At 62.6% G+C, this 24,897-nt stretch carries 20 protein-coding genes; 9 read left to right on the top strand and 11 right to left on the bottom strand.

The features are described from left to right. Nucleotides 1-68 precede the first annotated feature (68 nt). The 4 genes from PP1Y_RS11340 to PP1Y_RS11325 all read left to right on the top strand — a co-directional run bounded on the left by PP1Y_RS11340 (nucleotide 69) and on the right by PP1Y_RS11325 (nucleotide 5,518). Entirely contained in the window at nucleotides 69-1,478 is a 1,410-nt protein-coding gene (locus PP1Y_RS11340; RefSeq protein WP_232512626.1) for an outer membrane beta-barrel protein, read from the top strand. A 55-nt stretch (nucleotides 1,479-1,533) separates the two neighbouring features. Next, entirely contained in the window at nucleotides 1,534-3,675 is a 2,142-nt protein-coding gene (locus PP1Y_RS11335; protein WP_013832356.1) for a Wzz/FepE/Etk N-terminal domain-containing protein, read from the top strand. Continuing rightward, the gene (locus PP1Y_RS11330; RefSeq protein WP_013832355.1) at nucleotides 3,672-4,820 is read left to right on the top strand and encodes a glycosyltransferase; all 1,149 of its coding nucleotides are present in this window, start codon (nucleotides 3,672-3,674) and stop codon (nucleotides 4,818-4,820) included. The genes PP1Y_RS11335 and PP1Y_RS11330 overlap by 4 nt, the downstream gene beginning before the upstream one ends. A gap of 467 nt (nucleotides 4,821-5,287) precedes the next feature. Further along, nucleotides 5,288-5,518 (top strand): hypothetical protein, encoded by a 231-nt coding sequence (locus PP1Y_RS11325; RefSeq protein ID WP_051010015.1) that lies wholly within the window; start codon nucleotides 5,288-5,290, stop codon nucleotides 5,516-5,518. A 119-nt stretch (nucleotides 5,519-5,637) separates the two neighbouring features. Here PP1Y_RS11325 and PP1Y_RS11320 read toward each other — a convergent pair whose 3' ends face one another. The 3 genes from PP1Y_RS11320 to PP1Y_RS11310 are packed head-to-tail and all read right to left on the bottom strand — an operon-like array spanning nucleotide 5,638 to nucleotide 8,778. After that, nucleotides 5,638-6,585 (bottom strand): glycosyltransferase, encoded by a 948-nt coding sequence (locus PP1Y_RS11320; RefSeq protein ID WP_013832353.1) that lies wholly within the window; start codon nucleotides 6,583-6,585, stop codon nucleotides 5,638-5,640. Beyond that, nucleotides 6,555-7,697, bottom strand: a complete 1,143-nt coding sequence (locus tag PP1Y_RS11315; RefSeq protein WP_041558792.1) for an aspartyl/asparaginyl beta-hydroxylase domain-containing protein — start codon at nucleotides 7,695-7,697, stop codon at nucleotides 6,555-6,557. Before PP1Y_RS11315 ends, PP1Y_RS11320 begins: the two co-directional genes overlap by 31 nt. Next, complete coding sequence (locus PP1Y_RS11310) at nucleotides 7,684-8,778, bottom strand: GNAT family N-acetyltransferase (RefSeq protein WP_013832351.1); 1,095 nt, start codon at nucleotides 8,776-8,778, stop codon at nucleotides 7,684-7,686. The genes PP1Y_RS11315 and PP1Y_RS11310 overlap by 14 nt, the downstream gene beginning before the upstream one ends. Nucleotides 8,779-9,229: 451 nt before the next feature. Here PP1Y_RS11310 and PP1Y_RS11305 point away from each other — a divergent pair, with 451 nt between their 5' ends. From PP1Y_RS11305 to PP1Y_RS11285, 5 genes are all read left to right on the top strand, one after another. After that, nucleotides 9,230-10,690, top strand: a complete 1,461-nt coding sequence (locus PP1Y_RS11305) for a hypothetical protein (protein WP_041558791.1) — start codon at nucleotides 9,230-9,232, stop codon at nucleotides 10,688-10,690. Nucleotides 10,691-10,754: 64 nt separating this feature from the next. Then, nucleotides 10,755-11,843 (top strand): GNAT family N-acetyltransferase, encoded by a 1,089-nt coding sequence (locus PP1Y_RS11300; protein WP_013832349.1) that lies wholly within the window; start codon nucleotides 10,755-10,757, stop codon nucleotides 11,841-11,843. 258 nt (nucleotides 11,844-12,101) lie between these two features. Continuing rightward, nucleotides 12,102-13,019: a glycosyltransferase family 2 protein gene (locus tag PP1Y_RS11295; protein ID WP_013832348.1), complete on the top strand. Its 918-nt coding sequence runs from the start codon at nucleotides 12,102-12,104 to the stop codon at nucleotides 13,017-13,019. Nucleotides 13,020-13,094: 75 nt separating this feature from the next. Beyond that, complete coding sequence (locus tag PP1Y_RS11290) at nucleotides 13,095-14,606, top strand: lipopolysaccharide biosynthesis protein (RefSeq protein WP_041558790.1); 1,512 nt, start codon at nucleotides 13,095-13,097, stop codon at nucleotides 14,604-14,606. A gap of 65 nt (nucleotides 14,607-14,671) precedes the next feature. Beyond that, nucleotides 14,672-14,986: a hypothetical protein gene (locus PP1Y_RS11285; RefSeq protein ID WP_007013597.1), complete on the top strand. Its 315-nt coding sequence runs from the start codon at nucleotides 14,672-14,674 to the stop codon at nucleotides 14,984-14,986. Nucleotides 14,987-15,001: 15 nt separating this feature from the next. On the opposite strand, the gene PP1Y_RS11280 is transcribed toward PP1Y_RS11285, so the two are convergent. The 8 genes from PP1Y_RS11280 to PP1Y_RS11245 form a co-directional block, all read right to left on the bottom strand. Beyond that, the gene (locus PP1Y_RS11280; protein ID WP_041558789.1) at nucleotides 15,002-16,084 is read right to left on the bottom strand and encodes a glycosyltransferase; all 1,083 of its coding nucleotides are present in this window, start codon (nucleotides 16,082-16,084) and stop codon (nucleotides 15,002-15,004) included. A gap of 132 nt (nucleotides 16,085-16,216) precedes the next feature. Then, nucleotides 16,217-17,446, bottom strand: a complete 1,230-nt coding sequence (locus PP1Y_RS11275) for a class I SAM-dependent methyltransferase (protein ID WP_013832344.1) — start codon at nucleotides 17,444-17,446, stop codon at nucleotides 16,217-16,219. Further along, a complete protein-coding gene (locus PP1Y_RS11270; RefSeq protein WP_013832343.1) occupies nucleotides 17,443-18,708 on the bottom strand; it encodes a class I SAM-dependent methyltransferase in 1,266 nt (421 codons plus the stop codon). The genes PP1Y_RS11275 and PP1Y_RS11270 overlap by 4 nt, the downstream gene beginning before the upstream one ends. Nucleotides 18,709-18,718: 10 nt before the next feature. Then, nucleotides 18,719-19,774 (bottom strand): NAD(P)-dependent oxidoreductase, encoded by a 1,056-nt coding sequence (locus PP1Y_RS11265; RefSeq protein WP_013832342.1) that lies wholly within the window; start codon nucleotides 19,772-19,774, stop codon nucleotides 18,719-18,721. Continuing rightward, nucleotides 19,698-20,579: a glucose-1-phosphate cytidylyltransferase gene (rfbF, locus tag PP1Y_RS11260; protein WP_274378217.1), complete on the bottom strand. Its 882-nt coding sequence runs from the start codon at nucleotides 20,577-20,579 to the stop codon at nucleotides 19,698-19,700. Before rfbF ends, PP1Y_RS11265 begins: the two co-directional genes overlap by 77 nt. Further along, the gene (locus PP1Y_RS11255; RefSeq protein WP_013832341.1) at nucleotides 20,576-21,532 is read right to left on the bottom strand and encodes a glycosyltransferase family A protein; all 957 of its coding nucleotides are present in this window, start codon (nucleotides 21,530-21,532) and stop codon (nucleotides 20,576-20,578) included. The genes rfbF and PP1Y_RS11255 overlap by 4 nt, the downstream gene beginning before the upstream one ends. Before the next feature lie 299 nt (nucleotides 21,533-21,831). Next, nucleotides 21,832-23,100: a glycosyltransferase family 4 protein gene (locus tag PP1Y_RS11250; RefSeq protein WP_013832340.1), complete on the bottom strand. Its 1,269-nt coding sequence runs from the start codon at nucleotides 23,098-23,100 to the stop codon at nucleotides 21,832-21,834. A 4-nt stretch (nucleotides 23,101-23,104) separates the two neighbouring features. Beyond that, entirely contained in the window at nucleotides 23,105-24,802 is a 1,698-nt protein-coding gene (locus PP1Y_RS11245; RefSeq protein WP_232512625.1) for a hypothetical protein, read from the bottom strand. Between the last annotated feature and the right edge of the window lie 95 nt (nucleotides 24,803-24,897).

The raw sequence follows: 24,897 nt of genomic DNA, 5'->3' as shown, positions 1-24,897 counted from the left end.
GCTTGATCCAGCCAATCTTAATCATTCCGGCTATCAGGCGCCGAGTCAACGCACAAAGCGGCTTCGGGTTGCGCAAATCCGCGGGTTTTGCGGCGAATCGGACGCGCCTCTCGACGTCTCGATGTGTCGGCCTGCTGGAGACGATCCCGCTGATCCTGCGCCTGGCCTTCTCGCAAGGGGAACAGCGTGAAAGGCTGGTCCAGCAGGTGATCTACGTGGGCACCCCGGGCGGCGACAGGTCCAGGCCCTCGCTCGCGGCACGCGGCGCCATTTTCCTGGCCCTGCTTGCGATGCCCCGCCTTGCCTCGGCGCAGGCGGTCGACGTTGTCGAGACGCCCACCGACATCTTCGAGCCGGAACGCGGCGCCGGCGTACCGCTTTCCGGAAGCGTGCTGCTCTACAACACCTCGGTCCTTCAGGGCGTGTACGATTCCAACATCTACAACGTCGATCGGAACCGGACCAACGACACCAGCGCCCTCATCCAGTCCGAATTCCACCTGACCACGAACCTCGCGCGTCACGAAGCAGGCGTGCGCGCCGGGGTTACGGCCCGCAAATATTCGGACACATCCGCCGAGAACTCCACGACTTATCATGTCGACGGGCACGCCCATCTCGACCTGGGCGATCGCATCGACGTCTATGCGCGCGGCGGATATCTGCGCGGAATCGAGATTCGCGGCACCGCCGGGGACCAGTTCCTGACCGACCGCCCGGTCCGCTTCGACGACAAGTACGTCGAAGGCAGCATCGAACGCACCGGCGGCATTCTGGAAGCCGGCCTCGCCGGCTCCTTTACCCGCCGCAAGTACCTCAACGCGAGCGTCAACGACACGAGCATCGACCTGAGCTTTCGCGACGCCGAGATCAAGAAGGCCACGCTCAAGGCCAGCTATCGCCTGTCGCCGGTCATGCGGCTGTACAGCGAATTCTCGGTCAACGATGTCACTTACGACCAGAACCCGGGCGTCTCACGCGATTCCAGCGGCTATTCGGCGCTTGCCGGCATCCACTACGAAGTCAGCAAGCTGGTCGATGTGATCGCCGCGGTTGGCTATATTCACCAGAAGTTCGACGCACCGGGCACCAAGGCCGCAACCGGCCTGAACTACCGCGTCGAGGCAACCTGGACGCCGACACCGAAATGGAAGCTTACGGCCAGCGGCGAGCGGTTCGTCGATTCCAGCCCTTTGAGCGACATTCCCGCGATCGTGCGCAGCGATTTCCGGCTCAAGGTGCAACGTGCACTGGGCGACCGGATGCTCGTCGAGGCAGGGGCCGTCTACACCGGCGAAGATTACCGCGGACTGTCCGGAACCGATCGCCGCTACACCGGCTACGGCAACGTCCAGTACCGCATCACGAGGAACATCTCCGCCGTGGTCGAAGGCGGCTACCGCAAGCAGACCGGCGGCGCGAGCGGCCGCAGCTACAGCGGCGCATCGGTTTCGGCCGGCATAAGGGTCGCATTGTGACGATCCAGCCCGGCCATACGCGTACGGACCGCAATCCGCGCGCTGGAGAATGACAATGAGCGGATCACGTGAAATTGTTGCGTCCGGGGCCGAATCGGGCTCGTCGGCGCTCGAGAGGACCACCGGACGATCGCTGGCTTCGGCTGACCGCCTCGATCTCAGCGGAAGCATCAGCTTCTTCCGCCGACGCCTGAAGATCATCATCGCCTTCGCGCTGCTCGGCCTGCTGGCAGGACTGGCAATCAGTCTGCTGTCGAAGAAAGTCTATCGCGCGGAAGCGACCGTCATGCTGGTCGAGCAAAGCAGCGGCTTGCCCAGCGCGGATGACACCCCGACCGCCCCGGTGCCCCTGACCAGCCAGCTGGTCGACACCCAGGTGGAGATCATCAAGTCCCGCCAGATGGCGCGCCGCGTCGCCGATGCGCTGAAAATCGACAAGGGCCTGGATGCAGAGGAGCAGCGCACGCTCTTCGATCTCATGCAGGAAAAGGTGAATGCCCAGCGCACCGGCACCAGCTTCGCGCTGACGATTTCCTATGATGCCGCCGTGCCCAGCGATGCGCGCCAGATCGTCAACGAATACGCCCACCAGTTCGCGAACTGGCAGACCTCGCAGGACGAAGAGCGCAATTCGCAGATCCGCAAGCAGGTCGAGGACCGCCTCGTCAGCCTGCGCGAACAGGCCCAGGCCGACACCAGCGCGCTGCAGCAATACCGTATCGCCAACAACCTGCTCAGCACTTCGGGCGCATCGCTGACCGAACAGGAAATCTCCAACTACAATCTCGAGATGACACGCGCCCGGGCAGAGGCTGCCGAGGCCAGTGCGCGCCTGCAGACCGCACTGGGGCAGTTGCGCTCGGGCTCCTCCGGCGACGACGTCGGCGAGGCGCTGGATTCGCCGGTCGTCTCCTCGCTGCGCACGCAGGAAGGCACGCTGGCCGGCGAAGTGGCAAGCCTCGAAGCTCGCTACGGCCCCAATCACCCGCAGCTCATCCGCACGCGCAACCAGCTCGCGCAGGTTCGCCAACAGATCCAGGACGAGATCGGCCGGGTCATCTCCAACTTGCGCGCCAAGAAGGACGTATCGGAAGATCGCCTCGCCTCGATCGCCGGCAGCCTGTCGAACGCGCGCTCCAAGCTTGCTTCGAACAATGCGGCGATGGTTGGCCTCAGCGAGCTTGAGCGTTCCGCCGAAGCGTCGCAGGGCATCTACGAGACCTATCTCAACAGCTACAAGCAATTGCTCGCGGCCGAGGGCACCTCGAAGCCGATGGCCCGGATCCTCTCGCTTGCCAACGATCCGATGAAGCCGATCTCCCCGAACCTGAAGCTGAACCTCGCGCTCGCACTGGTCATCGGTCTCGGGCTTGGCGTGATTGCAGCCTATATCGCCGATGCGCTGTTCCACGGCATCAAGTCGGCGCATGAGGTCGAACACGATCTGGGCGAGAACTGCCTCGCCTCGATTCCGCTCCTGGCCTCGGTCCACGAAGGCAAGCCGCATGCCATTTCGGCAATCCGCGACAATCCCAAGTCGGTATTCACAGAATCCTTCCGGGTCCTGAGCACGGCCATCGACCAGGCGACGATGAACCGGGCGCAGGTCATTGCCATCACTTCGGCGCTTCCTGGCGAAGGCAAGACGGTGTTGTCGTGTTGCCTGTCCCATGTGCTGGCAGCCGACGGCGAGCGCACGATGCTGATCGACTGCGACTTGCGCCGCCGCGGGATCAGCCGCCTGCTCGACGTCGGCCCCGATCAGCCAGGCCTGATCGAGGTACTCAACGGCACTTCGCCGCTCGATGTGGAAGAGCTTCTGCGAGACCGCGTGCTGTGCGTCCTTCCGCTCGGGCCCAAATCCGACGGACCGGACAAGCTGCTGACTGGACAGCCCTTCATCGACCTGCTGGAAAAGCTGCGGCCGCATTTCGATCGCATCATCCTTGACCTGCCGCCGATCCTGCCGATCGCCGCCACCCGCTCGATTGCCTGTCAGGCCGATGCGGTCGTCCTCGCCGCGCATTGGTGCAAGACCTCCAGCTTCGCGATCCGCACCGCCCGCGCGCGCCTGCCCAAGAAGCTGGTCAACGTCGTGGGCGTCGCGCTCAACCAGGTCGATCTGCGCAAGAAAGCCTACTTCGACCGCGAGGACGTCTCGTTCTACTACAGCAAGTACAGCGAGTACTATTCATGAACGTCGTCGCCAGCCGCAGCGACTGGCGCGCGTCCGCGGACGCCGCGCCATTCTCGCAGCCCCGCGTGGCGATAGTCCATTACTGGCTGGTTTCCATGCGCGGCGGCGAGCGGGTGCTGGAGCAGATGCTGGACCTCTATCCGCAGGCGGACATCTTCACCCACGTCTACGATCCCGATGCAGTCTCCGCGAAAATTCGCGCGGCCAAAGTGACGACCAGCTTCATCGACCGCATGCCGCTCTCGAAGAAGCTCTACCAATACTACCTGCCGCTGATGCCGATGGCCCTCGAGGAACTGGACCTGAGCGGCTACGACCTCGTCATCAGCAGCGAAGCGGGGCCGTCCAAGGGCGTCATCACCGCGCCGACCGCGCTTCACGCCTGCTACTGCCATTCGCCGATGCGCTATTTGTGGGACCATTACCATCGCTACAAGAAGGAGGCGAACTGGTTGGCCCGCGGCGCGATGCCGATGATGTACCACCGGTTGCGCGCCTGGGATGTCAGCTCCAGCGCGCGCGTGGACCGTTTCGCGGCCAATTCCCAGTTCATCCGTCAGCGCATCCGCAAGGTCTGGCGGCGCGAGGCCGAAGTCATCCACCCGCCGGTCGAAACCGGTCTGTTCACGCCTTCGACCGAGATCGACGACTACTACCTCTGGGTCGGCCAGATGGTGCCCTACAAGCGCCCCGACCTTGCGGTGGACGCCTTCAATGCGAACGGGTTGCCCCTGCTCATGGTCGGCACCGGCGGCATGTCGAAAGCGCTCAAGGCGCGGGCCCGGCACAACATCCGCATCGTCGACCGGCTCGATTTCGCTGGGCTTGTCAAAGCCTATGCCCGGTGCCGCGCGCTGGTGATGACCGCGGAGGAGGATTTCGGCCTCACTCCGGTCGAAACCATGGCATCGGGACGCCCTGTCGTCGGCTACGCGCGCGGAGGCCTGCTCGATACGGTCGAACACGGCCGGACCGGGATCTATTTCGAAAGCCAGGAAACCGATGCACTGGTCGACGCGGTCGCGGCAATGGAGGCGTTTCTGCCCGAGTTCGACCCCCGCCATGCGATCAAGCGTGCGGCACAATTCTCACCGCAGAGTTTCGGACAGAAATTCAGACAGTTCACCGAGCTGGAGCGCGCATAGCACCCAACAATTGCAAGTTTCGCATGATATTGCGGGATCAGCCAATGAACGCATGAACAACACATTGGGACACCGTACCGATAACGAGGTGCCTGGGATCACTTGCAGAAATAAATGGAGGGTCGGCCATGCAAGTTAATAAGAGAAGGATCAGCAAGTTAGTGCGCAAAACGGGACTTATCCACGAGTCTTAGCCCGTTTACCCGTTCCGCCGACGCGCCGGACAATGCTAAGAGTATTGCATATAGAACCTAACGGGTGATTTCGGATAACGGGCGCGGAAGCCGCAGAGGCATCTATCTGCTGGTATTGCACATTTCCCGATTGTCCTGTGGAAGCCGACGTCGAGCTGGGGGCCTCGGCATAATGTGTACGCGCTGCAGCAATCGCTTGCAGCTTGGGTTGGATGAGCGCCGATGACATCGTCTGACGATCGATCTGCAAAAATAATGAGAGGACTACAACGCTTGCTCGCAGATCAAAGTTCCTCGAACTTCGTCGACTTCGTCGAGGTGGCGGAGTCCCTGATGGATGGCTATGCCAAACTCATAAAGAATGGCTCTCCGGCGTCCACGGTCGCACTCGCCATGCTGGGCGCCACGCTCAACATGTACGAAATGCTCGGGATGCGCTCGGAGCTACCCTCGCTGCTGCGTACGGTGGCAGACCAGATCGAGTCCGAAAACCGCATGAACTGAAAGCGGGCGCCGCTTGGACCGGGTTCGGGCGCACTAGCCCGCGTCCGCATGCTACGCCGCGCAACAACCCGACTGCCATCGCAGTTGACGGCCCGCTTCGCGCGCCGTCCTGTCAAAGCTCAATAGAGAACTGAAGTCAGTCTGGCGGAACAGTGCCGGAATTCGTTCCTGCGGCGCATGTCCCACGAGCGGAACCGATAGAGCGCCCGCCGCGCCAGCGAGATGCCCTTGCGAAACCGGCGTAGCTCCGGATACTTCCTCAGATAGTCGCGATAGACATCGTGCTCGCGCCGGCCCCAGGGAAAGAACACGCCGTCCCAGGGCTTGGGGTGCGACATGTAATGGATGATCGCCGGCGCCTCCTCGTCGACGAGGTGCATGAACTGACGCGGGAAGTTCCACTTGTTGGAAATCGGGATCCAGGCGTCCCCCTTTACGGCATTCAGCGCTCCCTGATCGTGATAGGCCCCGCCGTTCTCAACAAAGAAATCGAAGGCCCTGCGTCCGATCCAGCCGTTCCGGTTGAACTTTATGACACCGGAATTGAAATAGTCCTCATGGCTCGCTCCATTCAGGACAGCGAGCACCGGAACATAGTCCAGTGCGGCGAGAAACTTGCCCTCGGGCACTCTGTAGTTCTCGAGGTAATCGAGCGGCCCCACGACCTGCACGTCGCCATCCAGGTATATGATCTGCTCGTAGCTTTCGGGAAGCACCGCAGGCAACAGCAGGCGCCCCATGGCGGCAATGCTGATCCGGCCAGCGAATTTCGATTTGTCGAGCACCGACAACCGCTCGCTGAAGAAGGCGCTGGTATCCCGGAAGACGATATTTTCCTTCGCGCACAGGTCCTGTGCGACCTGGCGACCTGAAGAGGCTTCGGTGAAGGTGATCACGACGTCGGTGTCGGGCGAGCAGTGCTTGCGGGCCAGAATGGCCGCAACGAAAGTCGGCAGGAAGAAGTTCTGGTCGGTGACGAATGCAATGCACTGCGTGTTCAATGTATCACCCTTGATCCCGTGCTTGCGTTCGCAAGCTAGATTTTCGAGGCCTGGATCCAGTCGCATTCCGCCCTCGTCAGTTCGGGGTGCGGGAAATCGACCAGCAGCACGACCCGCGGTTGCGCGGAAGTGTTCTCCGCCTCGTGCGCATAGGACGAATCGAAGATCAGCGGCTCGCCGTAGCGCCACTCGCGCCGAATCCCGCCGACCTCGATGTGCCCGCCGAGGGGAACGATCAACGGCAGGTGCAAGGTGAGAAAGACGTTGGAGACGTCGCGATGCGGGCGAATGAAACCGCGGGGCCCGAGAATCGAGAACATAGCGTCGCGGAAGGCCGGATACCCGGGAATCGTCTTCAGCAAGCCGGCCACAACCGGGCACAAGGCAAGGTTCTCGGGCACTTCCTCGTGCCGTTTGACGAAGCTGAAGTTGCGCCAGAAATCACCGTCGAGGCCGACATAGTGATAATGTTCGATCTGCGTCTCGTGATCGAGCAGGACGGCCTCGGCCTCGGCCCGCACGTCATCCACCGCGTCGACGAAGGCGGGCAGCCAGGCAAAGTCCTTGGGATCGTGCCAAGGCCTGGAGGTGAGGCCGGCGAAAGTGAAGCCCTGCGGATTGGGTCGCACCGAGACCGCAGATGCACTGCCCTCCCAGTCGATCGAGGCCCTGACCCGGCCCAGTTCTGCCGGGGCTCCGTTGATTTCGAGGGCCTCGCGCATGATCGCTATGCCGGAATTGATCGCCTGCCAACGCCGCAATGCCGAAACCAGCAGCAACGCCGTCACCGCGGTAGGCACGAGCAGAAGGACGAAGGACACGATCGAGGATTCGACGCCCCCGGGCGATGCCCGGTGGGTCACCAGTACGATCACGGCCGTCGCGGCGAACATGCAGGCAATGGCCAGCAGCATCGGCAGCATCCACTTGCGCATGCGTACCTTGGCGCTCGTGCCCCAATAGATCTCCACCGGCTCCAGCAGGGCGGACCACGCGAACCACAGAAGCGCGAGGATCGCGGAGACAAGCAACAAGTGCTCGGCCATCCCCATCGGCCCGGCGAAGGAAAAGGCTTCGCTGATGAACAGGCTGATGTCGGTCAGTTCGAGCAGCAGGAGCAGCAGGAACTGCAGCATCAGGAAGGCAAAGATGCCGTTGAAGGATTTAGCCGTTCCCATCTTGCGATCTTTCTTCCTTGCGACCTTCTAGGAACCGGCTGATCCTCTTGCGTCCCATCGCGGCAGCATCCTTCGCGAGGGCTGCCGCACCCAGCAGGTTCCATGGGTAGTAATTGAGCTTCATCCGCAGGCGCTCGCTTGACGTCCAGAAGGCAGTCCAGCCCGCCGCCTTGCCGAGGAACTCGTAGCGCTTCAAACCCAGGGTCGCGGCGCGTTGTATGCTCTCGAGCATCAGGAGCTGGCCCGGGGAACAACGGGAGAAGCGCTCGTCGTAGCCGATCTTGAACAGCCAGAAGCTGCCGTCGCATTCAGCGCAGATCTGGGCTGCGGCGATCTCTGTCCCGATCTTCATGAAGGCAATTCGGAAAATGCCTTCCTGCGCGGCAAGCCGCGCATAGCGGCGAAAGAAGTCGAGCTGCACCTTGTTGTCGGCAATCGCGGTGCGGGTGCGCGATTTCCAGCTCTTCGCTTCCACCTCGATCGCCTGCTCGAGCAGCGCTTCAGCCTCGTCGGGGCCAGGCTCGTGAAACTCGAAAGTGACTTCGCCGCCTTCCTCGGCACGGCGGCGCATCCGGCGAAAATCCGCACGTCTGCGCGAATTGAAGCGCGCGAGGGCATCCTTCCAGCTCTCGTCAAGTTCGATGTAGGGCGACCCTTCGGTCGGCGCCGTCACCAGCAGGCCGCGCCGCTTTGCCTTTGCCACGAAGATCTCCGAAAAGATCGTTCCCGCAGGTGGCTGCCCCAGCTTCACCGGCAGGCGATGGTCCAGAATGGCATCGGCAAGCCGCTCCGCTGCTCCTGCATCGGCGTAGGCCGCCTCTGCCGGTTCGGCCAGTTCCTCGGCACCTGCCAGGAACAGGGTCGGCACCGCCCCCTTGCGGACGAAGGCGGCAATTCCCCCGTCGGTGGTAAGCAGAACGGCCTTGCGGTTGCGGTACATCGTCGCAAAGCAGGCTTCGTTCCAGATGAAATGCTTCATCGGAGTAGGATCGATCGCATCCAGTCCCGCCCAGATCGAACGTGGCAGCAAAGCCTCCAGAGAAGAGGCATCGCTTGCAGGCACGATGGAACCGATCTTCATATCGCAGTCAGCTTCTCTGATTTTGACCCAATCTGAATGCGTTGCGCGAGATACCGTCTCCCGGGACGCGCGCCGCCGTCATGGCGCATACACGTAAACCAACGGCCTGCATGATGGCTCAGCGCCATCCACCGGGCACTTGCTGATAAGGATTAGTCCGCTTTTTCAGCGCGCTTCCGGGCGGGAAGAAGCCCTTGCAGGCGCTGGTCGCCGCCCCCCGCCCTTCCGTCTGCAAAAGCCAGTTCGACGCCAAGGCTAACTCGAATGCGCATTGGCGGCACGCTCGTTCGCGGTGCTAGGTTCCTGCTCATGTTCGGCTGCCTGAAGGCATGGAACGCAACGTGCCTAACGAGGTCCAGACAGGCTTCGGACCAGTGCGTACAGATTGGGCAAGGCCCTCTTCGTCCAATCGCATGGCTGCCGAACGGCGCGGGATCATGGGGAATTCTCTTTGGAACTCACCTTCATCGGATTGATCCAGATAGTGGTCGGCGGAGCGATTGTGCTTTTCGGCACCCCCGGCAGCGCTTTCATCTTCCTCATTCTGAGCGGCCTATTCGACGGATCGGCGGCGATCCTCCTGCCCTCGCTCGGTGGGTCCTCGATCCCGCCCGTCCAGTTCGCCCTGCTATTCGTCTACCTGCGTATCGTTGCGCCAAAAGGCGGCCTCTACGGTTACTTTCCCGACGCCGTGCGTGCGAATGCCTGGCTCGTGCTGTTCTGCTTCTACGGCATCGCCAACGCGTACATCGGCCCGCGCCTGTTCGGCGGTGCGATCGAGGTCTACCCAATGCGCCCGATACCGGGGTCGGGCCTGTTCGACGTCATTCCCCTCGGCCCGACTTCCCAGAACCTGACTGCAGCCACCTACCTTGTCGGAACGCTGCTGCTAGCCATTGCCGCCTACATCTTCTGCCAGGCACGTGGATCGAAGAAGGTCCTCATCGACACCGCGATCTGGAGCGGCTGGTTCTTCATCATCACCGGCCTGCTCGATCTGTTGGCACGCGGAACGCCCCTGGAGGATGCCCTCGCGATCTTCCGCAACGGCGACTATGTGCAGATGAACGTCGAAGTCGACGGTTTCGTGCGCATACGCGGTCTTCTGCCCGAAGCCTCGTCCTACGCGGGCTCTTGCTTCATCGCCCTCGTGGTCAATGCCGAGCTTTGGTACCGCTCGATCCGCCCCCGGCAGACGGGCCTGCTGGCAACGATCCTGACCGTCATGCTGGTGATCAGCACCTCGTCAACTGCTTATGTCGCGCTTGCCGGTTATGCCCTGATCTTCCTGGTGCGCGCCCTCGCCTTCCCCCATCTCGCGCCGCAGGGAAAGATCCAGCGCCTTGCGCTCGTCGGGTTCATGATCGTGTTCCTGGTTGCGATCCTGATGGCGCTGATCCCTGAAGTGGCGACGGCGATCTGGAACCTCGTGCTGGAAATGACCGTGGCGAAATCCTCTACCGATTCCGGTCAGCAGCGCCTGTTCTGGGCCATGCAGGGGATCCACGGCCTCATCGATTCCTTCGGACTTGGCATCGGCCCGGGCAGCTTCCGCTCATCCAGCATGCTGACCGCAATCATCGGAGCCATGGGGGTTATCGGCATCGTCTCCTTCGTCATGTACCTGCTGACGATCTTCCAGCCTTCCCGTCGCTCCAGCTGGGGCATCGGCGCCGATTCGTCGCAGACGCTGGGCGGTGCCTTCGCCAGCGCGGCGGTATTCAGCCTCATTCCGGCAGCCATCGCCTCGCCGCTCGCCAATCCGGTGGCGATCTTCTCCATCCTGTCAGGCGCTGCGCTGGCCCTGCGGCCGGGCCGCGAGACAGCGCAGGCCGACCGCGATTCCGACCGCGATTCTTCGCAAATGGCAAGGACCGGAGCGCGCAAGCGCACGGCACTGGACCACCCATGACCCGATCCCCACCTCTTCGCCGCTGCCCGAACCGGCTACCCACTTCCGTCCGGGAGAGGGCTGCATGAAGGCAAAAGTTCTCCCGCCGTCGCAGCTCGACCGCGATCTTCTCGCCCGCTGGAGCTGGCTTTGCGACGCCAATCCGCTTTACCAGAGCCCCTTCTATCGCCCTCAGTTCACCTTGGCGGTGGCCGCGGCGCGACCGGATGCACGCGTCGCAGTACTGGAACGGGGCGGCAATGTGGTCGGCTTCTTTCCCTTCCACCTGACACGCGGTGATGTCGCCAAGCCGGTCGGCGGACACATCAACGATTATCACGGCCCGATCCTGGCGCCCGGAATAAGCGTCACCGGCCCCGCCCTTCTGCGCTCCGCGGGCCTTTCTGCCTACGATTACAACCACCTGCCGACCGCGTTCTCGACGCTGGCAGAAGGCGCGCATACGTTCTCCTACTCGCCTCGTATGGATCTGTCGGATGGCTACGATGCCTACGTCGCGCGCAAGGATTCGCGCTGGACCAAGGCGCAGCGCGAGGTCCGCCGCCGCCAACGCAAGACCGAGACGGAGATCGGCCCGCTGCGCTTCGCCTTCCACGATCCTTCCGAGGCCGTTCACGAACGGCACGTCGAGATGAAGAACGCCCAGTACGCACGCATGGGTCTCAGGGCCATGCTGGGCAGCGGCTGGGTCGGCGATGTCCTCGACAGGCTCAGGACCGTAGACGAGCCCGACTTCGCCGGCGTCATGAGCACACTGCACGCAGGCGACCGCCTGATCGCCGCCCACTTCGGCATCCGTGCAAAAGGCGTGCTGCACTGGTGGTTCCCGTCTTACGACCTTGCGCTCTACAAGCTGGGTCCGGGGATCAATCTCATCAACCAGTGCGCGATGACGGCCAACGAACACGGCGTGACCCTGATCGATTTCGGCAAGGGCGACGAGGACTTCAAGCTCCACTTCGCCGACCACCGGGTCGACTTGTGCGAGGGATCGATCTGCCGGGCCCGCAGCATGGCAGCCACCCTGCGCCAGGGCACGCAGGCACTGGTGGGTCTCGCCGAACGACTACCGCTGGGCCAGTACCGCACCGTCCCGCGCCGTGCCGTCGCCCGGTTGATTTCAGGTGTCACGCTGCCCGAACAGGCCGGATAGGAGACCAGCCGATGAGGCAATGTCCATATTCACCGGCCGATTTCGGGGTAGGCCGAATTATTCACCCTTCGCACGGCCCGCCCGGACCGTGACTAAGGCGGGTTACCGCGATTACGAGGTCGCTCAAGTGCCTGAAATCGGCAAGAGTTTAGTGAACCACAAGCGCAAAAGGATCGGCATTCGAAGGACCGCGAAGACCGAATACCGGGTACCCTCAAGCCAGCCGATCGGCATAAATTGTAATGGTGACGTAGGTTTATGACAGCTGCCAACCTCAACATCGCTAGACAGAATTGCAGCTCCCCGCTTCGGATTCATGTCATCATCGCCACTTATGGCCGGCCCGATTCCGTGCGCAAGCTGCTCAAGCACCTCGAAAACCAGACCCGACCAGCGGACGGTATCGTCGTCATCGGCACTTGTCCCGCGGACATAGCCGGTCTCGACAATGTCTCCGCGAACACGCGGGTGATTGTCGGTCCCCGCGGCACGTGCTGCCAGCGCAATTCTGGCATCGAGATGATCAAGGACGAAGCAGACGTCGTGATCTTCTTCGATGACGATTTCGTTCCGGCCAACGATTACCTCGCTGCGACCGAAGCCCTCATGGTCGCCGATCCCGAAATTGCCGGGTTGACCGGGATGCTGGTCGACGACGGCGTCTCGCACGAGCCCATTCCCTTCGACGTGGCAGTGCGCCGCCTCGAAATCGATGGTGAGCGCCCGCCGCAGACGGAGCATCTACCGCGACAGGCGCTTTATGGCTGCAACATGGCGATGCGTCTCGACGTGCTGGGCGACTTGCGCTTCGACGAAAACCTGCCGCTCTACGGCTGGCTGGAAGACGTCGACCTGACGTATCAACTCGGCAAGCGCGGCAAGCTGATTTCCGGCCCGGAGATCACCGGCATTCACCTCGGCGACCGTGGCGGAAGGCAGCCGGGCAAGCGCCTGGGCTATTCGCAGGTCGCCAACGTGATCTACCTCTATCGCAAGGGAACGATGCAGCCCGATATCGGCTGGCGCCAGCTGCTGAAAAACATCTCGGCCAACCTGGTGCACAGCATCTCTCCCGAACCGCACATCGACCGGCGCGGTCGGTTGGCCGGCAACCTGCTGGCGATTGCCGATTTCCTGCGCGGAAAGCTGGATCCGCGCAAGATCGTCTCACTTTGAAGACTCGTGTGATCGCGGCGGGCCCCGCACCACTTTTACGCCGGGCACGCGCAACCCGGCAGTCGGGATAGGATCATGAACCTCAGGCTCGGCATGATGCACGGGGTCATCTCGCTCGGCAGCGCGCGCCTGACCGGCAACCTGCTGGGCGCGGTCGCCCTTGTCGTGCTGGCGCATCTGCTGACGCCCGAAGACTTCGGCATCGTCGCCATCGCCAGCTCGGTGCTCAGCGTCGTCCAGTCCTGCACCGAACTCTCACTGTCGAATGCCCTGATCCGCAAGGACAAGATCGATGCGAGCCATGTCGACACGGCATGGACGATGGCGCTGCTGCGATCGCTTGCCCTTTGCGTCTTCTTCGTGCTGCTCGCCTGGCCGTTGTCGCTCGTCTATTCGGTTCCGGGCCTGATCCCGGTCCTGCTGGTCTCCGGACTGACCGGCGCCCTGATGGGCCTCCAGAACCCGATGGTGACCGTCGTCACCAAGGAAATGCGTTTCTGGCCCCTCGCCATTTCGCAGCTCAGTCTCAAGCTGATGAGCCTGGGCGTGGCCATTGGCCTGGCCATCCTGCTCCAGTCCTATTGGGCGATCATCTCGGGCAACGCCATCGGTGCCCTCGTCGCCACTGTCCTCACTTACGCGCTGGTGCCCTATCGCCCTCGCTTTTCGCTGGTTCACCTTCGGGAGATCTGGTCCTTCTCGGGCTGGATGTTCTTCAAGCAGCTTTGCGAAACGCTCAACTGGCGGGTCGACCAGCTGATCATCGGCGCGCTGGTCCCGAGGGCGCAATTGGGCATCTATGCCATGGCGGACAGCCTTGCCGTCGTGCCCGCGCGCGAGATGGTCCAACCGATCCGCATGGCGCTGTTTCCGGGCCTCGCCAACCTCAACGGAGACCTCAACCGGCTGCGCAATGCCTGCCTGCGCGCCCAGTCCACCCTGGCCATGATCACCGCACCGCTCGGCATCGGCCTCGCACTCGTGGCGGAACCGGCAGTAAAAGTGGCACTGGGGCCGCAATGGATCGCGGCAGTACCGTTCGTCCAGATCAGTGCGGTCTTCTACACCATCAGCCTGTTCAGCACCGGTCTGCAGCCGGTGGCCATGGCGCTCGGCAGGACGAAGATCCTGTTCGTGCAGCAGGCCCTCGTCCTGGTGCTCAAGGTCCCCCTGGTGGTGATCGGCTTCCTGCTTGGCGGCATGATCGGCGCGGCGCTGGGCCGATGCGTGTGCGAGTTCATCTCGATGGTCTTCGAACTGATCGTCGCCCGGATGCTGACCGGCGTGACCGTCGCGACGCAGGCCGCATCCCATTCGGTCACTCTCGTGGGGCTCGGGGCCATGGCTGTCGGCACATACTTCGTGCATGGCGCGCTTTCGCCGCTGCAGGCCAGCAACCTCGTCCAGCTGGCCATCGAGGTCTGCGCCGGCGGCGCAGTCTATGTCGTCGCGGTGGCAGCCAGCTGGCTGGTGATGGGCCGCCCGGACGGCCCCGTGCGCGAGATCGTTCAGCTCGTCCGGCGCCCGGGCGCGGCCGTCTGGCAGATGCCCACCGCGCAACCGAATTCCGGGCCGGTCGTCCCCTGAGGACAGGGACGCGCCGATGTACATGACGAATTCAGGTGCGGTGCGCCACTGCGCGCGAACCGTGGATGATTGAGGCAACCTTGCGACGTCTGACCCGAGCCAACTATTTCTGCCTGCTGCTGGCTTCCTCGTTCGGCTTTCTGATCGCGGGCATGTTCACGCGCCTGCACCTGCGACACATCGAGAGCCGGTTGCAGATCGCCGCCTTCTGGATCATCGCCATCACCTTTCAGATCATCGTCCACAGGACGCTGAAAGTGCGCTCGGGCAAGTTCGCAATTCTTGTGAGCGGCGTTTCCGCAACCATCGGCATCGTCGCCATCAAGTGGCTGATCGAAGGCCCGCCCCCGCTGTCACGTTGGGCTGAGATTCTCCTCTAGGCGCAATTGGCCGGATTACCGGGAATAAGCAGCACCGGAAGGCGATGGCGTATTGGGCCGTGCATGGAAGCCGTTCAGACCGATCGGCGAACCGCTGCCGTATCCATCGAGAACCGCTTCGGGCGGACGGATCTCTCCACGCTCGCCCCGCGCTTCGGCGACGAGAGCCATCGCCATGTCCTCCACGTCCTTGCTGTTGCGCGGCGCCCAGGGCAGTTCCTCCTCGTCGGTCCGCTGGCGCGGCACGTGCAGCGCATCGAGGACGAAAGGCGCATGGACCGCAAGTGCATCGCGGATCTTCGGATTGTAGCGGAACTTGAGAAAGTCGATCCGGGCATTGAGCCTGTCGACGCTCGACTGTTCGGGAATGAAATCGGCCCAGACCGTGTCCGCCAGCTCGCTGCGGTACCAGCGCGCAGCATCCTGCCAGCGCGCGGGCCGCCGCTTCGACCACGGCTTGGTCGAGGTATAGTGTTCCAGATTGGGTGTCAGCGCGCCGCCGAACTCCAGATAAGTCTCGTGCAGGTTCCAGCGCGGATCGAGGGGCAGCCACTGCCCCTCCAGCGCAAAGTTTAGCGCATCCTGGTCCGGGGCTTCCTGGCAGCTTTCCGGGTGATCGACGAGGAACTGGCGGGCCCGGTCAAGCACCCCTTCCGACAGCATGCGCGGCCAGTCGAAGACCATGACGCCGGACTGCAGGTAAGGCGCATCGTCGGCAAGGAACAGGTCCTTGCGCCGACGGCGAATATTGCCGGTCAGGTAATAGACGAAATCGTGCACAGCGCCGGCGATCCTGCCCTTGAGATCGAGCGACAGCAGCGGAGCTAGCGAAGTCATGATCCGCGTGTCCGCATCGAAATAGATCAGTCGTTCGATGTCCGAACCGAAGATCCGGTCGAAATACAGGCGCAGATAGGCGGCACGCGGCCAACGGGTATTGATCGGCCGTATCGCCTGCTCGACCTCTTTCGATGCGAAGATCCGCACGCTCATCTGTCTCGCCGCGAAGAACTTGCGCGCGGCCTCGAGTTCCGCCTCGTCGACGTCGCAGCACACCAGATTGAGCTCGACGTCACACCCCGGCGGAAGATGGTCCACTACCGACTTCAATTGGCAACAAGCCGCGGGCAGATACCCGCGATCGGAGGCCGTTGTAATTGAAGTCTTCATAATGCCAATTTCCACGACTTGAACCTGAGACGCACGAACCGGCGCGCCGAATACGGATTTTCAGAGGAAAGTCACCTCGCACGATATGCCGAGGCTGCTGACGTAGTCCTCGATCTCGTCCTTGTAGATCCTGTTCATGATCACGATCAGGCCCGGCTTGATCTCGGCCAGTTCCTCCGGCGCGACGATCGGATGACCGGTGCCGGGCATGAAGTGACCGTGACGGTTGGGATTGATGTCCGTGACGCAGGTCACTTCCTCGTCGAGATCGAGCGAGGTCAGGAACGACACCGCCTTGGAGCCCGACCCCCACAGCACCACCGACTTGCCTTCCGCCGCGGCGGCCTTGACCCTGTCGCGCCAGTGCGCCTTGTGGGCCGCCACCCGCTCGGGGAAGCTGGCGACAAGCTGCGCGAGGTCCGCCAGCGAGGATCCGTCATCGCCCTCCTGCTTGCCCGAAGCCGTGGCCTCGATCGTCAGGTACTGGTCGTCGTATTCGATGGCAGTACGCGAAACCGCGAAGTCGCAGTCCTCGAACAAGCGGCGCAGCGAAGTCTCGGTGAAGTACGAGCAATGCTCGTGATAAATGTCCTCGAACGCGCAATGCTCAAGGATGCGGTAGGTCTCGGGCACCTGGAAGAAGACGACGGTGCCCTTGTCCTCGGTCAGTCCGGCCCGGATCGTCGAAATGAAGCTCGCCGTGTCCGGGATGTGCTCCAGGGTCATCTTGCAGCACAGGAAGTCCGGCTCGCTGGCGCAGTGATCGGGCCGGAAGTATTCCGGGATCAAGGTCACCCGCTCGGCGCCCTCGACGCCTTCAAGCCGTTCCGGCAGCGCGCCGGGATCGACTCCGACGCCGGTATTTTCCCCCAGTTGCGAGAGCAGGACGAGGAATTCGCCCTTGCCGCAGCCGATCTCCATGACCTCGCGCCCACGCAAGCCGTGCCGCTCGATCAGTTCCGCCGCAAGATTGCGGTGGAAGCGCGAAAACGTCGGAGAGAACCCTTGCGTCTCCTCGTAGCGTCCCGAGTATTCGGTTAGGAACTGGTCGAAGCTCGCATTGAATATGAAGCCGCAGTTGCTGCAGAAATGCAGCGCAACTTCACCGCGCAGACACCCAAGCGCTTCCTCGCGCGTTGCGAACAGGATGCAGGAGTTCGTCGGAACGTTCTCCACCTTGTAAAACAGCTGCGTCTGAGCCGCCGCGCAACTGGGGCAGGCCACCGGCGTCCCTTCACGCGCGAGCGCGTCTTGGGTCCGCGCCGAAAGGGCTGGATCGACCAGGTTCATTCGACAATCCTCGGTTCGGGGACGGGGACAATGAAGCGGCCGCCGGCATCGCGGTATTCCTGCTGCTGGGCGAGGATCTCGTCCGCGAAATTCCAGGCCAGCATGAGCACGAAATCGGGCTTGCGGGCGACCAGTTCCTCGGGCGCCAGAATGGGCAGGTGCGCGCCGGGCATCAGCATGCCCTGCTTGTTCACATTGCGGTCCACCACGAAATCGAGCTGACGGGTGTCGAGGCCGCAGTAATTGAGCATCGTCGCGCCCTTGGCCGCCGCGCCGTAGGCGGCGATCGAGTGGCCTTCACCTTTCAACTTGTAGACGAGGCCGAGCAGCTTTTCCTTGAGGGTATCCACCCGCGCCGAGAACTCGGCGAAAAAGTCCAGCGTATCGAGCCCGATAGCCTTTTCGTGGGCCATGAGCTTTTCGACGCTCTCGCCGGTAGCCTCGAAGGGTTCGACGAAGATGCGCAGCGAGCCGCCGTGGATCGCCAGTTCCTCGACCCGGTTGAGGAACAGCCCGTGCCGCCGGAACAGGTTGTCCAGCGCCGTGACCGAGAAATAGCACAAGTGTTCGTGATAGATCGTGTCGAATTCGACATGCTCGATCAGTCGCAGCAGATAGGGCATCTCGATCACGGCCACGCCATTGGGCTTGAGCAGGTTGCGGATGCCGGCGACGAAGCCGTTGGTATCCGCCACGTGGGCCAGCACGTTGTTGGCGTGGACGATGTCCGCCTTGCCGTGCTCGCCCACGAACTTGCTTGCGAATTCCTCGGTGAAGAAGTCGCAGAGCGTTGGAACGCCCACCTTGCGGGCGGCGGCGGCGGGACCGTCGGCCGGATCGATGCCGCAGACCGGCACGCCGTGCTCGACATAGTTCTTGAGCAGGTAGCCGTCATTGCTGGCCAGTTCCACGACCAGGCTCGATGGACCGAGTTCCCGCTCGTCCAGCCGCTGCAGGACGTTCGCGCGCGAATGCTCGAGCAGCGCCGGCGAGAAGGACGAGTAGTAGGGATAGGCGTCTGCGAAAAGGATTTCAGGCGCGACCGTCTCCAGGATCTGGACCAGCGCACAATCGGGGCAGAACGCGACCACGAGCGGGAAGGTCAGCTCGGGCGTATCGCCATCCTCGGGCCGGATCAGCCGGTCGGCCAGCGGCGTGAAGCCGAGGTCGAGAAACGGATGGAGCGACTGGCCGCCGCAGCAGCGGCAGGCGGTTTCGGTCTGCGATGCAACGCCGGGTTGATGCAGGAGAATCTGGTTCATGTAGTCCCCCTCAGGCTACGGCAAACTGTTGGACCGGGAAGAGGTCTTCGTTGAGCGACCCTTCACGGATACGCTGCTGGATGTGCGCGATACGCTTGAAGCGCGGCCCTTCGAACTGCTCGACGTTCAGCCCGCTGGACGTGAAGGCCGCGAACAGCTGCTCGACGCCGCGCCGGCAGGTCCATTGCGGCTTGAAGGCGTGGAGCCGGCGCGCGATGTAGTTACAGTCCACGCGGTAATTGCGCAGGTCCGGGCTGGCATCCTCGGCAAAGGCGATCTTCGATCCCGGCACGACATCGCGCACAATCTCGGCAATCTCGCGGATCTGGTAGTTCTCGCTCGTCTGCCCGACGTTGAACACCTCGCAGTGGACGTCTTCGCGCGGGGCTTCGACCGAGGCGATGTAGGCGAGAGCAATGTCCTCTACATGGACGATGGGCCGCCACGGCGATCCGTCGCTCTTGAGATGGACGTCGCCGGTCGTCGTCGCCCACGCCGTCAGGTTGTTGACCACGAGGTCGAAACGCAACCTGGGCGAGAGCCCATAGGCCGTCGAAGCGCGCAGGAAGGTGGGGCTGAAGGTTTCGTCGGCAAGAGCGAGGATGCCCTTCTCCGATTCCACCTTCGACACGCCATAGGGCGTTACCGGATTGAGCGCGCCGTCCTCGGTGATGAAATTGTCGTCCGAGGCGCCGTAGTTGGAACAGGACGAGGCATAGACGAAGCGCGAAACTCCTGCCGCCTTGGCAAGGCGTGCGAGGTCCACCGAGGCCCCGGTATTGATTTCCTGCGTCAGTCCGGGCCGGTAGTCGCCAAGCGGATCGTTCGACAATCCGGCCAGGTGAATGACCGCGTCGAAACCGCGCAGCCGGTCGATGGCATCGGGTTCGAGAACGAAGCTGCGAACGTCCTGACCGATCGAGGCGATGTTCGGAATCGCACCTGAAAAGGTGCACTCGGCGAAGAGATCGCTGTCGAGACCGACTACTTCATGCGCTCGCTCTAGCAAGCGGGGAGCCAGCACTGTCCCGATGTACCCCAGATGCCCAGTCAGCAGGACTTTCATGAACCGTATCCCTCCAGAGTTTCCAGGGCGCCTGGCCCGACATCCAGTAATCGTTGAGAATCTGCTTTTCACGCATGGTATCCATGCACTGCCAGAACGAGGTGTGGCGGTAGGCCATGAGCTGGCCGTCCTGCGCCAGACGGGAGAGCGGGTTCTGCTCGAACATCTCCTCCTCGCTGTCGATGTAATCCATCACGCCCGGCTCCAGCACGAAGAACGCGCCGTTGATCCAGCCTTCGCCAAGCTGCGGCTTCTCGGCAAAGCAGGTGATCCTGTCGCCGTCGAATTCGAGGTGGCCGTAGCGTGCCGGCGGGCGGACCGCGGTCAGCGTGGCGAGCTTGCCGTGCGACTTGTGGAACGCCAGCAGCTTAGGAATGTCGATATCGGCCACGCCGTCGCCCCATGTGACCATCATCGTGTTGTCGCCCAGCCAGGGCGCCAGCTTCTTGATGCGTCCGCCGGTGCCGGCCTTCATGCCGGTTTCAACGAGGTCGACGTTCCAGTTGGGCGCGCAGTCGGGCGAATGGCGCACCAGTTCACCAGTCCGCGTGCTCAACGACACCGATCCGGAGACCGAGAAATGCTCGTGGAACCAGCGCTTGATGAATTCGCCCTTGTAGCCCAGCGCAACGCTGAAGTCGTTGAAGCCATAGTGGCTGTAGATCATCATGATGTGCCAGAGCATCGGCATGCCGCCGATCTCGACCATCGGCTTGGGCCGGGTTTCGGTCTCTTCCGACAGTCGCGAACCCAAGCCGCCGGCCAGGATGCCTACTCTCACCTTGGAGAAATCATGCATAGTCATTTGAACACCACCTGTTTGAGCTGGCGGGGGCCGATCTGCCCGGCGAAATTGCGCTTGAGGAATGCGGCCATCTTCGGCGAGATCATGCCGGCCAGTTCCAGCGAATAACGGCCCAGTTCCACCGGCGTCAGGCTGCGGCGGATCAGGCCCGCCCAGAGCCGATAGGGCGCCACGACATCGCCGTGCCGCGATGCGATCCGGAACAGATGGGACGCCAGCTGGATGTGCTCGGCCGCGGCGCTGCGGCTCTTGCGCCCCGTCTGCCAGAGACTGCGCTGCAGCTTGTCGTCGATGTTGATCGAGCGTTCTTCGTGTTCGCGGTTGTAGAACACCGCATCCTCGACCAGCAGGAACTTGCCCAGGATTGCCATTTCGGCCAGCAACGCGCGGTCCGATCCGTAGTAGGAGCGATGAAGCATCGAACGCTCCAGCAGCTCGGGCCGAAACACCCCGAAGATCGGGAAGCAGGTCTTCGACAGGGCTATCGTCTGCCTGAAGCGCTGCGCCGGATCGTCATTGTCGATCGAGGGCGTCTCGTATTCCGGAATCTCGAAAATCTCGTCCTTGGGGCTGATCTGCAAGGTCCTGCCGTAAGCCAGACCTACGTCGGGGCGCGCTTCCAGTGCATCCACGCAGGCTTCGAGATAGTTGGGGCTGAGGCGATCGTCGTGCGCGCACCACTTGAAGTACTTCCCGGCCCGGTAGGTGAAACCCAAGTTGTAGTTCGCGGCGGCGCCGATGTTTTCCTTATTCCTCACCAGAACGACGCGGCTGTCCTTGCGGGCGTAGGAAGAGACAATATCCGGTGTGTCGTCATGGGAGGCGTTGTCTGTAACGTACAACCTGAAATCGGTGAGCGTCTGACCGAGAATAGATTCTATAGCGTCGGCTATGTAATCTGAACCATTAAATACTGGCAGAGATAATGTTACTTTTTCAGCTCTATCAGTCATGCTTTCACCAAATCGGAATGAAATAAAACGGAAACGACGCCCTCAAGCAAAGTTGAACTTCAGGACCGGAAATCGCATCCAATTCACGACTCATATTGGCATGTTAGGTCTGGGGCAGGAATCACGCACTGTGGTTAGACCGAAGGAGCAGAACCCTAGCCCAAAGGGGCAAAGGGATCGGAAAATCGTTACGATTGCGTGATTTACCTGGAGACGTGCGGCAGCCCCGAAATCCAAGCGCAGTGCTTTGCAAGCTGCGGAAACGCCCCGCGAGGAGCGCCCTGCGGCAGATCGTGCGATCACGCAAAGGATTGCCGCAGGGCCGGTTCGCGCACGCGCCCTGACTGTTGCAACTTTTCCTCGAAGATATCGATGAACGCGCCGATCCAGCTGTCGGGCGTGTGACAGAGCGAATGGGCATCTGCAAAGCCCGCCCGGCTCATGCCTTCGACCAGTTCGTCGTCGGTCGCCAGCTCTCCCATCAGGTTCGCCAGCTTGTCGAAGCGATCGATGTTGAAGGTCCTGGCAAAGCCCAGCCGGACCGCATCGTCGGCGAGGTAGGCATGCGATGCCAGAATGACCGGAAGCCCGCTCATCGCCGCCTCGAGAATCACGAGCCCGAAAGGTTCGGTGACCCTGCTCGGTACGATGATCGCGCGGCATTGCCTGGCTATTTCGGCGATGCCTTCCCGGTCCTGCCAGCCGATGACGCGCGCGTACTTGCTCCTGCGCGCTTCTGTGGTCCCGAGTTGGCCGCTGCCGATCAGGGTGATTTTCTGTCCGGCAGCAACGGCCGCCTTGATCGCAAGGTCGGCGCCCTTGTCGTGGCCAAGCCGGCCGACGAAGAGAAAGCCCTCGTTGCGCTCCGCCGCCACCCGCTCCTCGGTCCAGGCCTGCGCGGGATTGGGGATCGCGACCCTGTTCGGGGCCCGAAATCCACTGCTGGCGAATTTCTCCAGCATCCGGTCATGCAGGAAAGTGAAGGTCGCGCGATTTTCGGCAAAACGCGCAACACTGTTCAAACGCATGTGCCGCAATGCGCGCCAATACTTGCGCGCGCTGCTGATCCGGTCGCACTGGCTCGCGAGGCATTGCGCCGAGAGCGAGCGGTGCTGGCACGGCGTAGCGCTCGGGAAATGGCTAAATCCGCCATTGGGACAGATGTTGAAGAAGTCGTGACAGGTCACGATCAGCCGGTCCTCCACCTCGCGCAATGCGCGGAAGATGGAAGGGGACAGGATCTGCGACCAGTTGTTCAGGTGATAGACCGTGCCGTGGGTATCGTTGTCGCGGATCCAGTCGGCAACCATGCGCTCGGCAGTGGGATTGTGCAGCCCCTGCATCAGCGCACGGCGCGCCGGGAGGTCGAGCAATGCGTCCGATCCCAAGGTCACCTGCGTCACGCCCATGTCGCTCAGCCGCGATGTCGGCGCATCGCCGCAGATATAGGTTACCGGGTATCCCAGCCGGCGATAGAGCCTGACCGCCTCCAGCGCGATAACGGTTGCGCCTCCGCGCGATGCAGAGGCAAAGTCGTTGATGACGACCACTTGATCGATCGCAGTCATCGGGTCATTCGCTCCCCCTGAGATATTGCGAGCGGGCCGACCGCATGCCGAGCGCCGCAGACACCTTGCCCTCGGCCGTGCCCACGCGCGGTACGGCGCCTGTCGCAGATCGTGAGGCCGGACGGCCGCGCGCAAGGCCGGCAAAGCCGCCGACGCGCCTGCGCACGTCCATCACTACCCGCCCGGCCCGCACGTCGAAGTGATGGCAGCCGGTTATGCCGGGCTCGAAATCCGGCTCGATCGCATAGGCGAGGCTTTCCCGGTAGTTGTCGAGGGACAGGTCCTCGATTTCCATGAGCCGCACGCCGTAGCCGTACGTGCCGTGCGAATTGTCCTGCGCGGGCCGATAGAGCCTGCCGTCCAGATCCAGGATACGCCCGGCATTGCGTGCCTCGCGCGCGTCGACGACGACGGGATTGAGGGCGTGGGGTTCCAGCTTCGCAAGATCGGGCCCGTCGGCGCGGAAGATGTGCAACTGCGTGTTCATGTCGAGAAAAGCGTCGTCGGAGATATTGGTGAAAAGCCACCAGTTGCCGTCGATCAGGTTCAGCGTCGAATCGGCCGCCACGACGCCCTCCAGCGCAGTGGCGTGCAGTTCCCAGTCATGCGGAAACGCGCGGCACTTCCAAACTTCGAGCCGCCGGACCTCGCAGCATTCGGGCATCATGTAGAGCTCGCCCTCGTGCTCGAAGAGATGGGGAAACGACAGGTGGTAATCCCGGCGCAGCGCGACCTGAATGTCGGTGAGCTGTCCGTCCTCGAAACGCCCCACGCTGATGTGCCCGCGCCCGGTGCGGTAGTCGAACTCCTCGAAGAAGCAGTACAGCGCCCCCGCCCGCTCCCACAGGAAGGGATCCGCGAAATAGCTGTTCCTCGCCGAGACATGCGGCGTTGCCCTCGCGGGATCGAACTCGGACCACGCTGCGGCGTAGGACTTGAGAAAGAACATGCCCGGGCGTGCACCCAGCTTCTCACCGACTTTCTCAACCACTTTCGCCGCCCCGTCACCCCCAAGACGAGCCAGATAGGTACAAAGACCAGATCCTCCCGGCTGCAGCGGCTCTGCGGACCTGGGCAAGGAAGGCAGTTCGGATGCTTGCGACTGATGCGCCCGCTTCAAGGCGTTGACGATCAGCGGCACCGCCTTTTCGAGCATGAAGTCCTCGTTGCGCGTGGCCAAGAACTTGGTGTTGAGCCGCCCCGTCGCGATCGTGGTCTCCTCCTTGTCCGCAGCGCCGCGCAGTAGCGAAATCGCTATGACCGGATCACGCGCGAGAATCGCGGCCATCGCCGTAGTCCCGGCAGGGCGCCGCAGGAAATCGGGGTACCAGATCCCCAGCCGTGCAGCCTCTGACGGAAAGATCCCGACGGCACGGCCGGACAGATCGACGATCACGTCGAGGTCCATGCCCACAATCGCAAGGTGATCGTCACTGGCAAGGATCGGGAATTTGCCAGGCCGGTCAGCCCCATCGAGAGGGTCTGAGCCCTGCAGCTTGCCCACGACCCTGCGCTCGAACGCGTACCATGTGCGGATCAGGCCGTTACCCGATGATAGCTCCATGCCCGAAGGACAGGCGATGAGGGTCCGCAGGTCGAAACGCGGCTCGGCCTCGATCTGCTCCACCAGACGCGTGCACCATCCGGCGGGCCGATCGGGCGTTGGCAGAACGATCGCAATGCGCAGAGCTTGCATCCTCATCAACCGGCTGCGTGTGGGGGCGCGTCGAAAGGCAATCGGGGCCCACCTCGACAGCACCTGATACCTAACGATAGGTCGCGACCGCGATGCTTCCC

It is taken from the genome of Novosphingobium sp. PP1Y (assembly GCF_000253255.1).
Classification (GTDB): Bacteria; Pseudomonadota; Alphaproteobacteria; order Sphingomonadales; family Sphingomonadaceae; genus Novosphingobium.
This window is presented reverse-complemented; position numbering and strand designations above follow the sequence as displayed.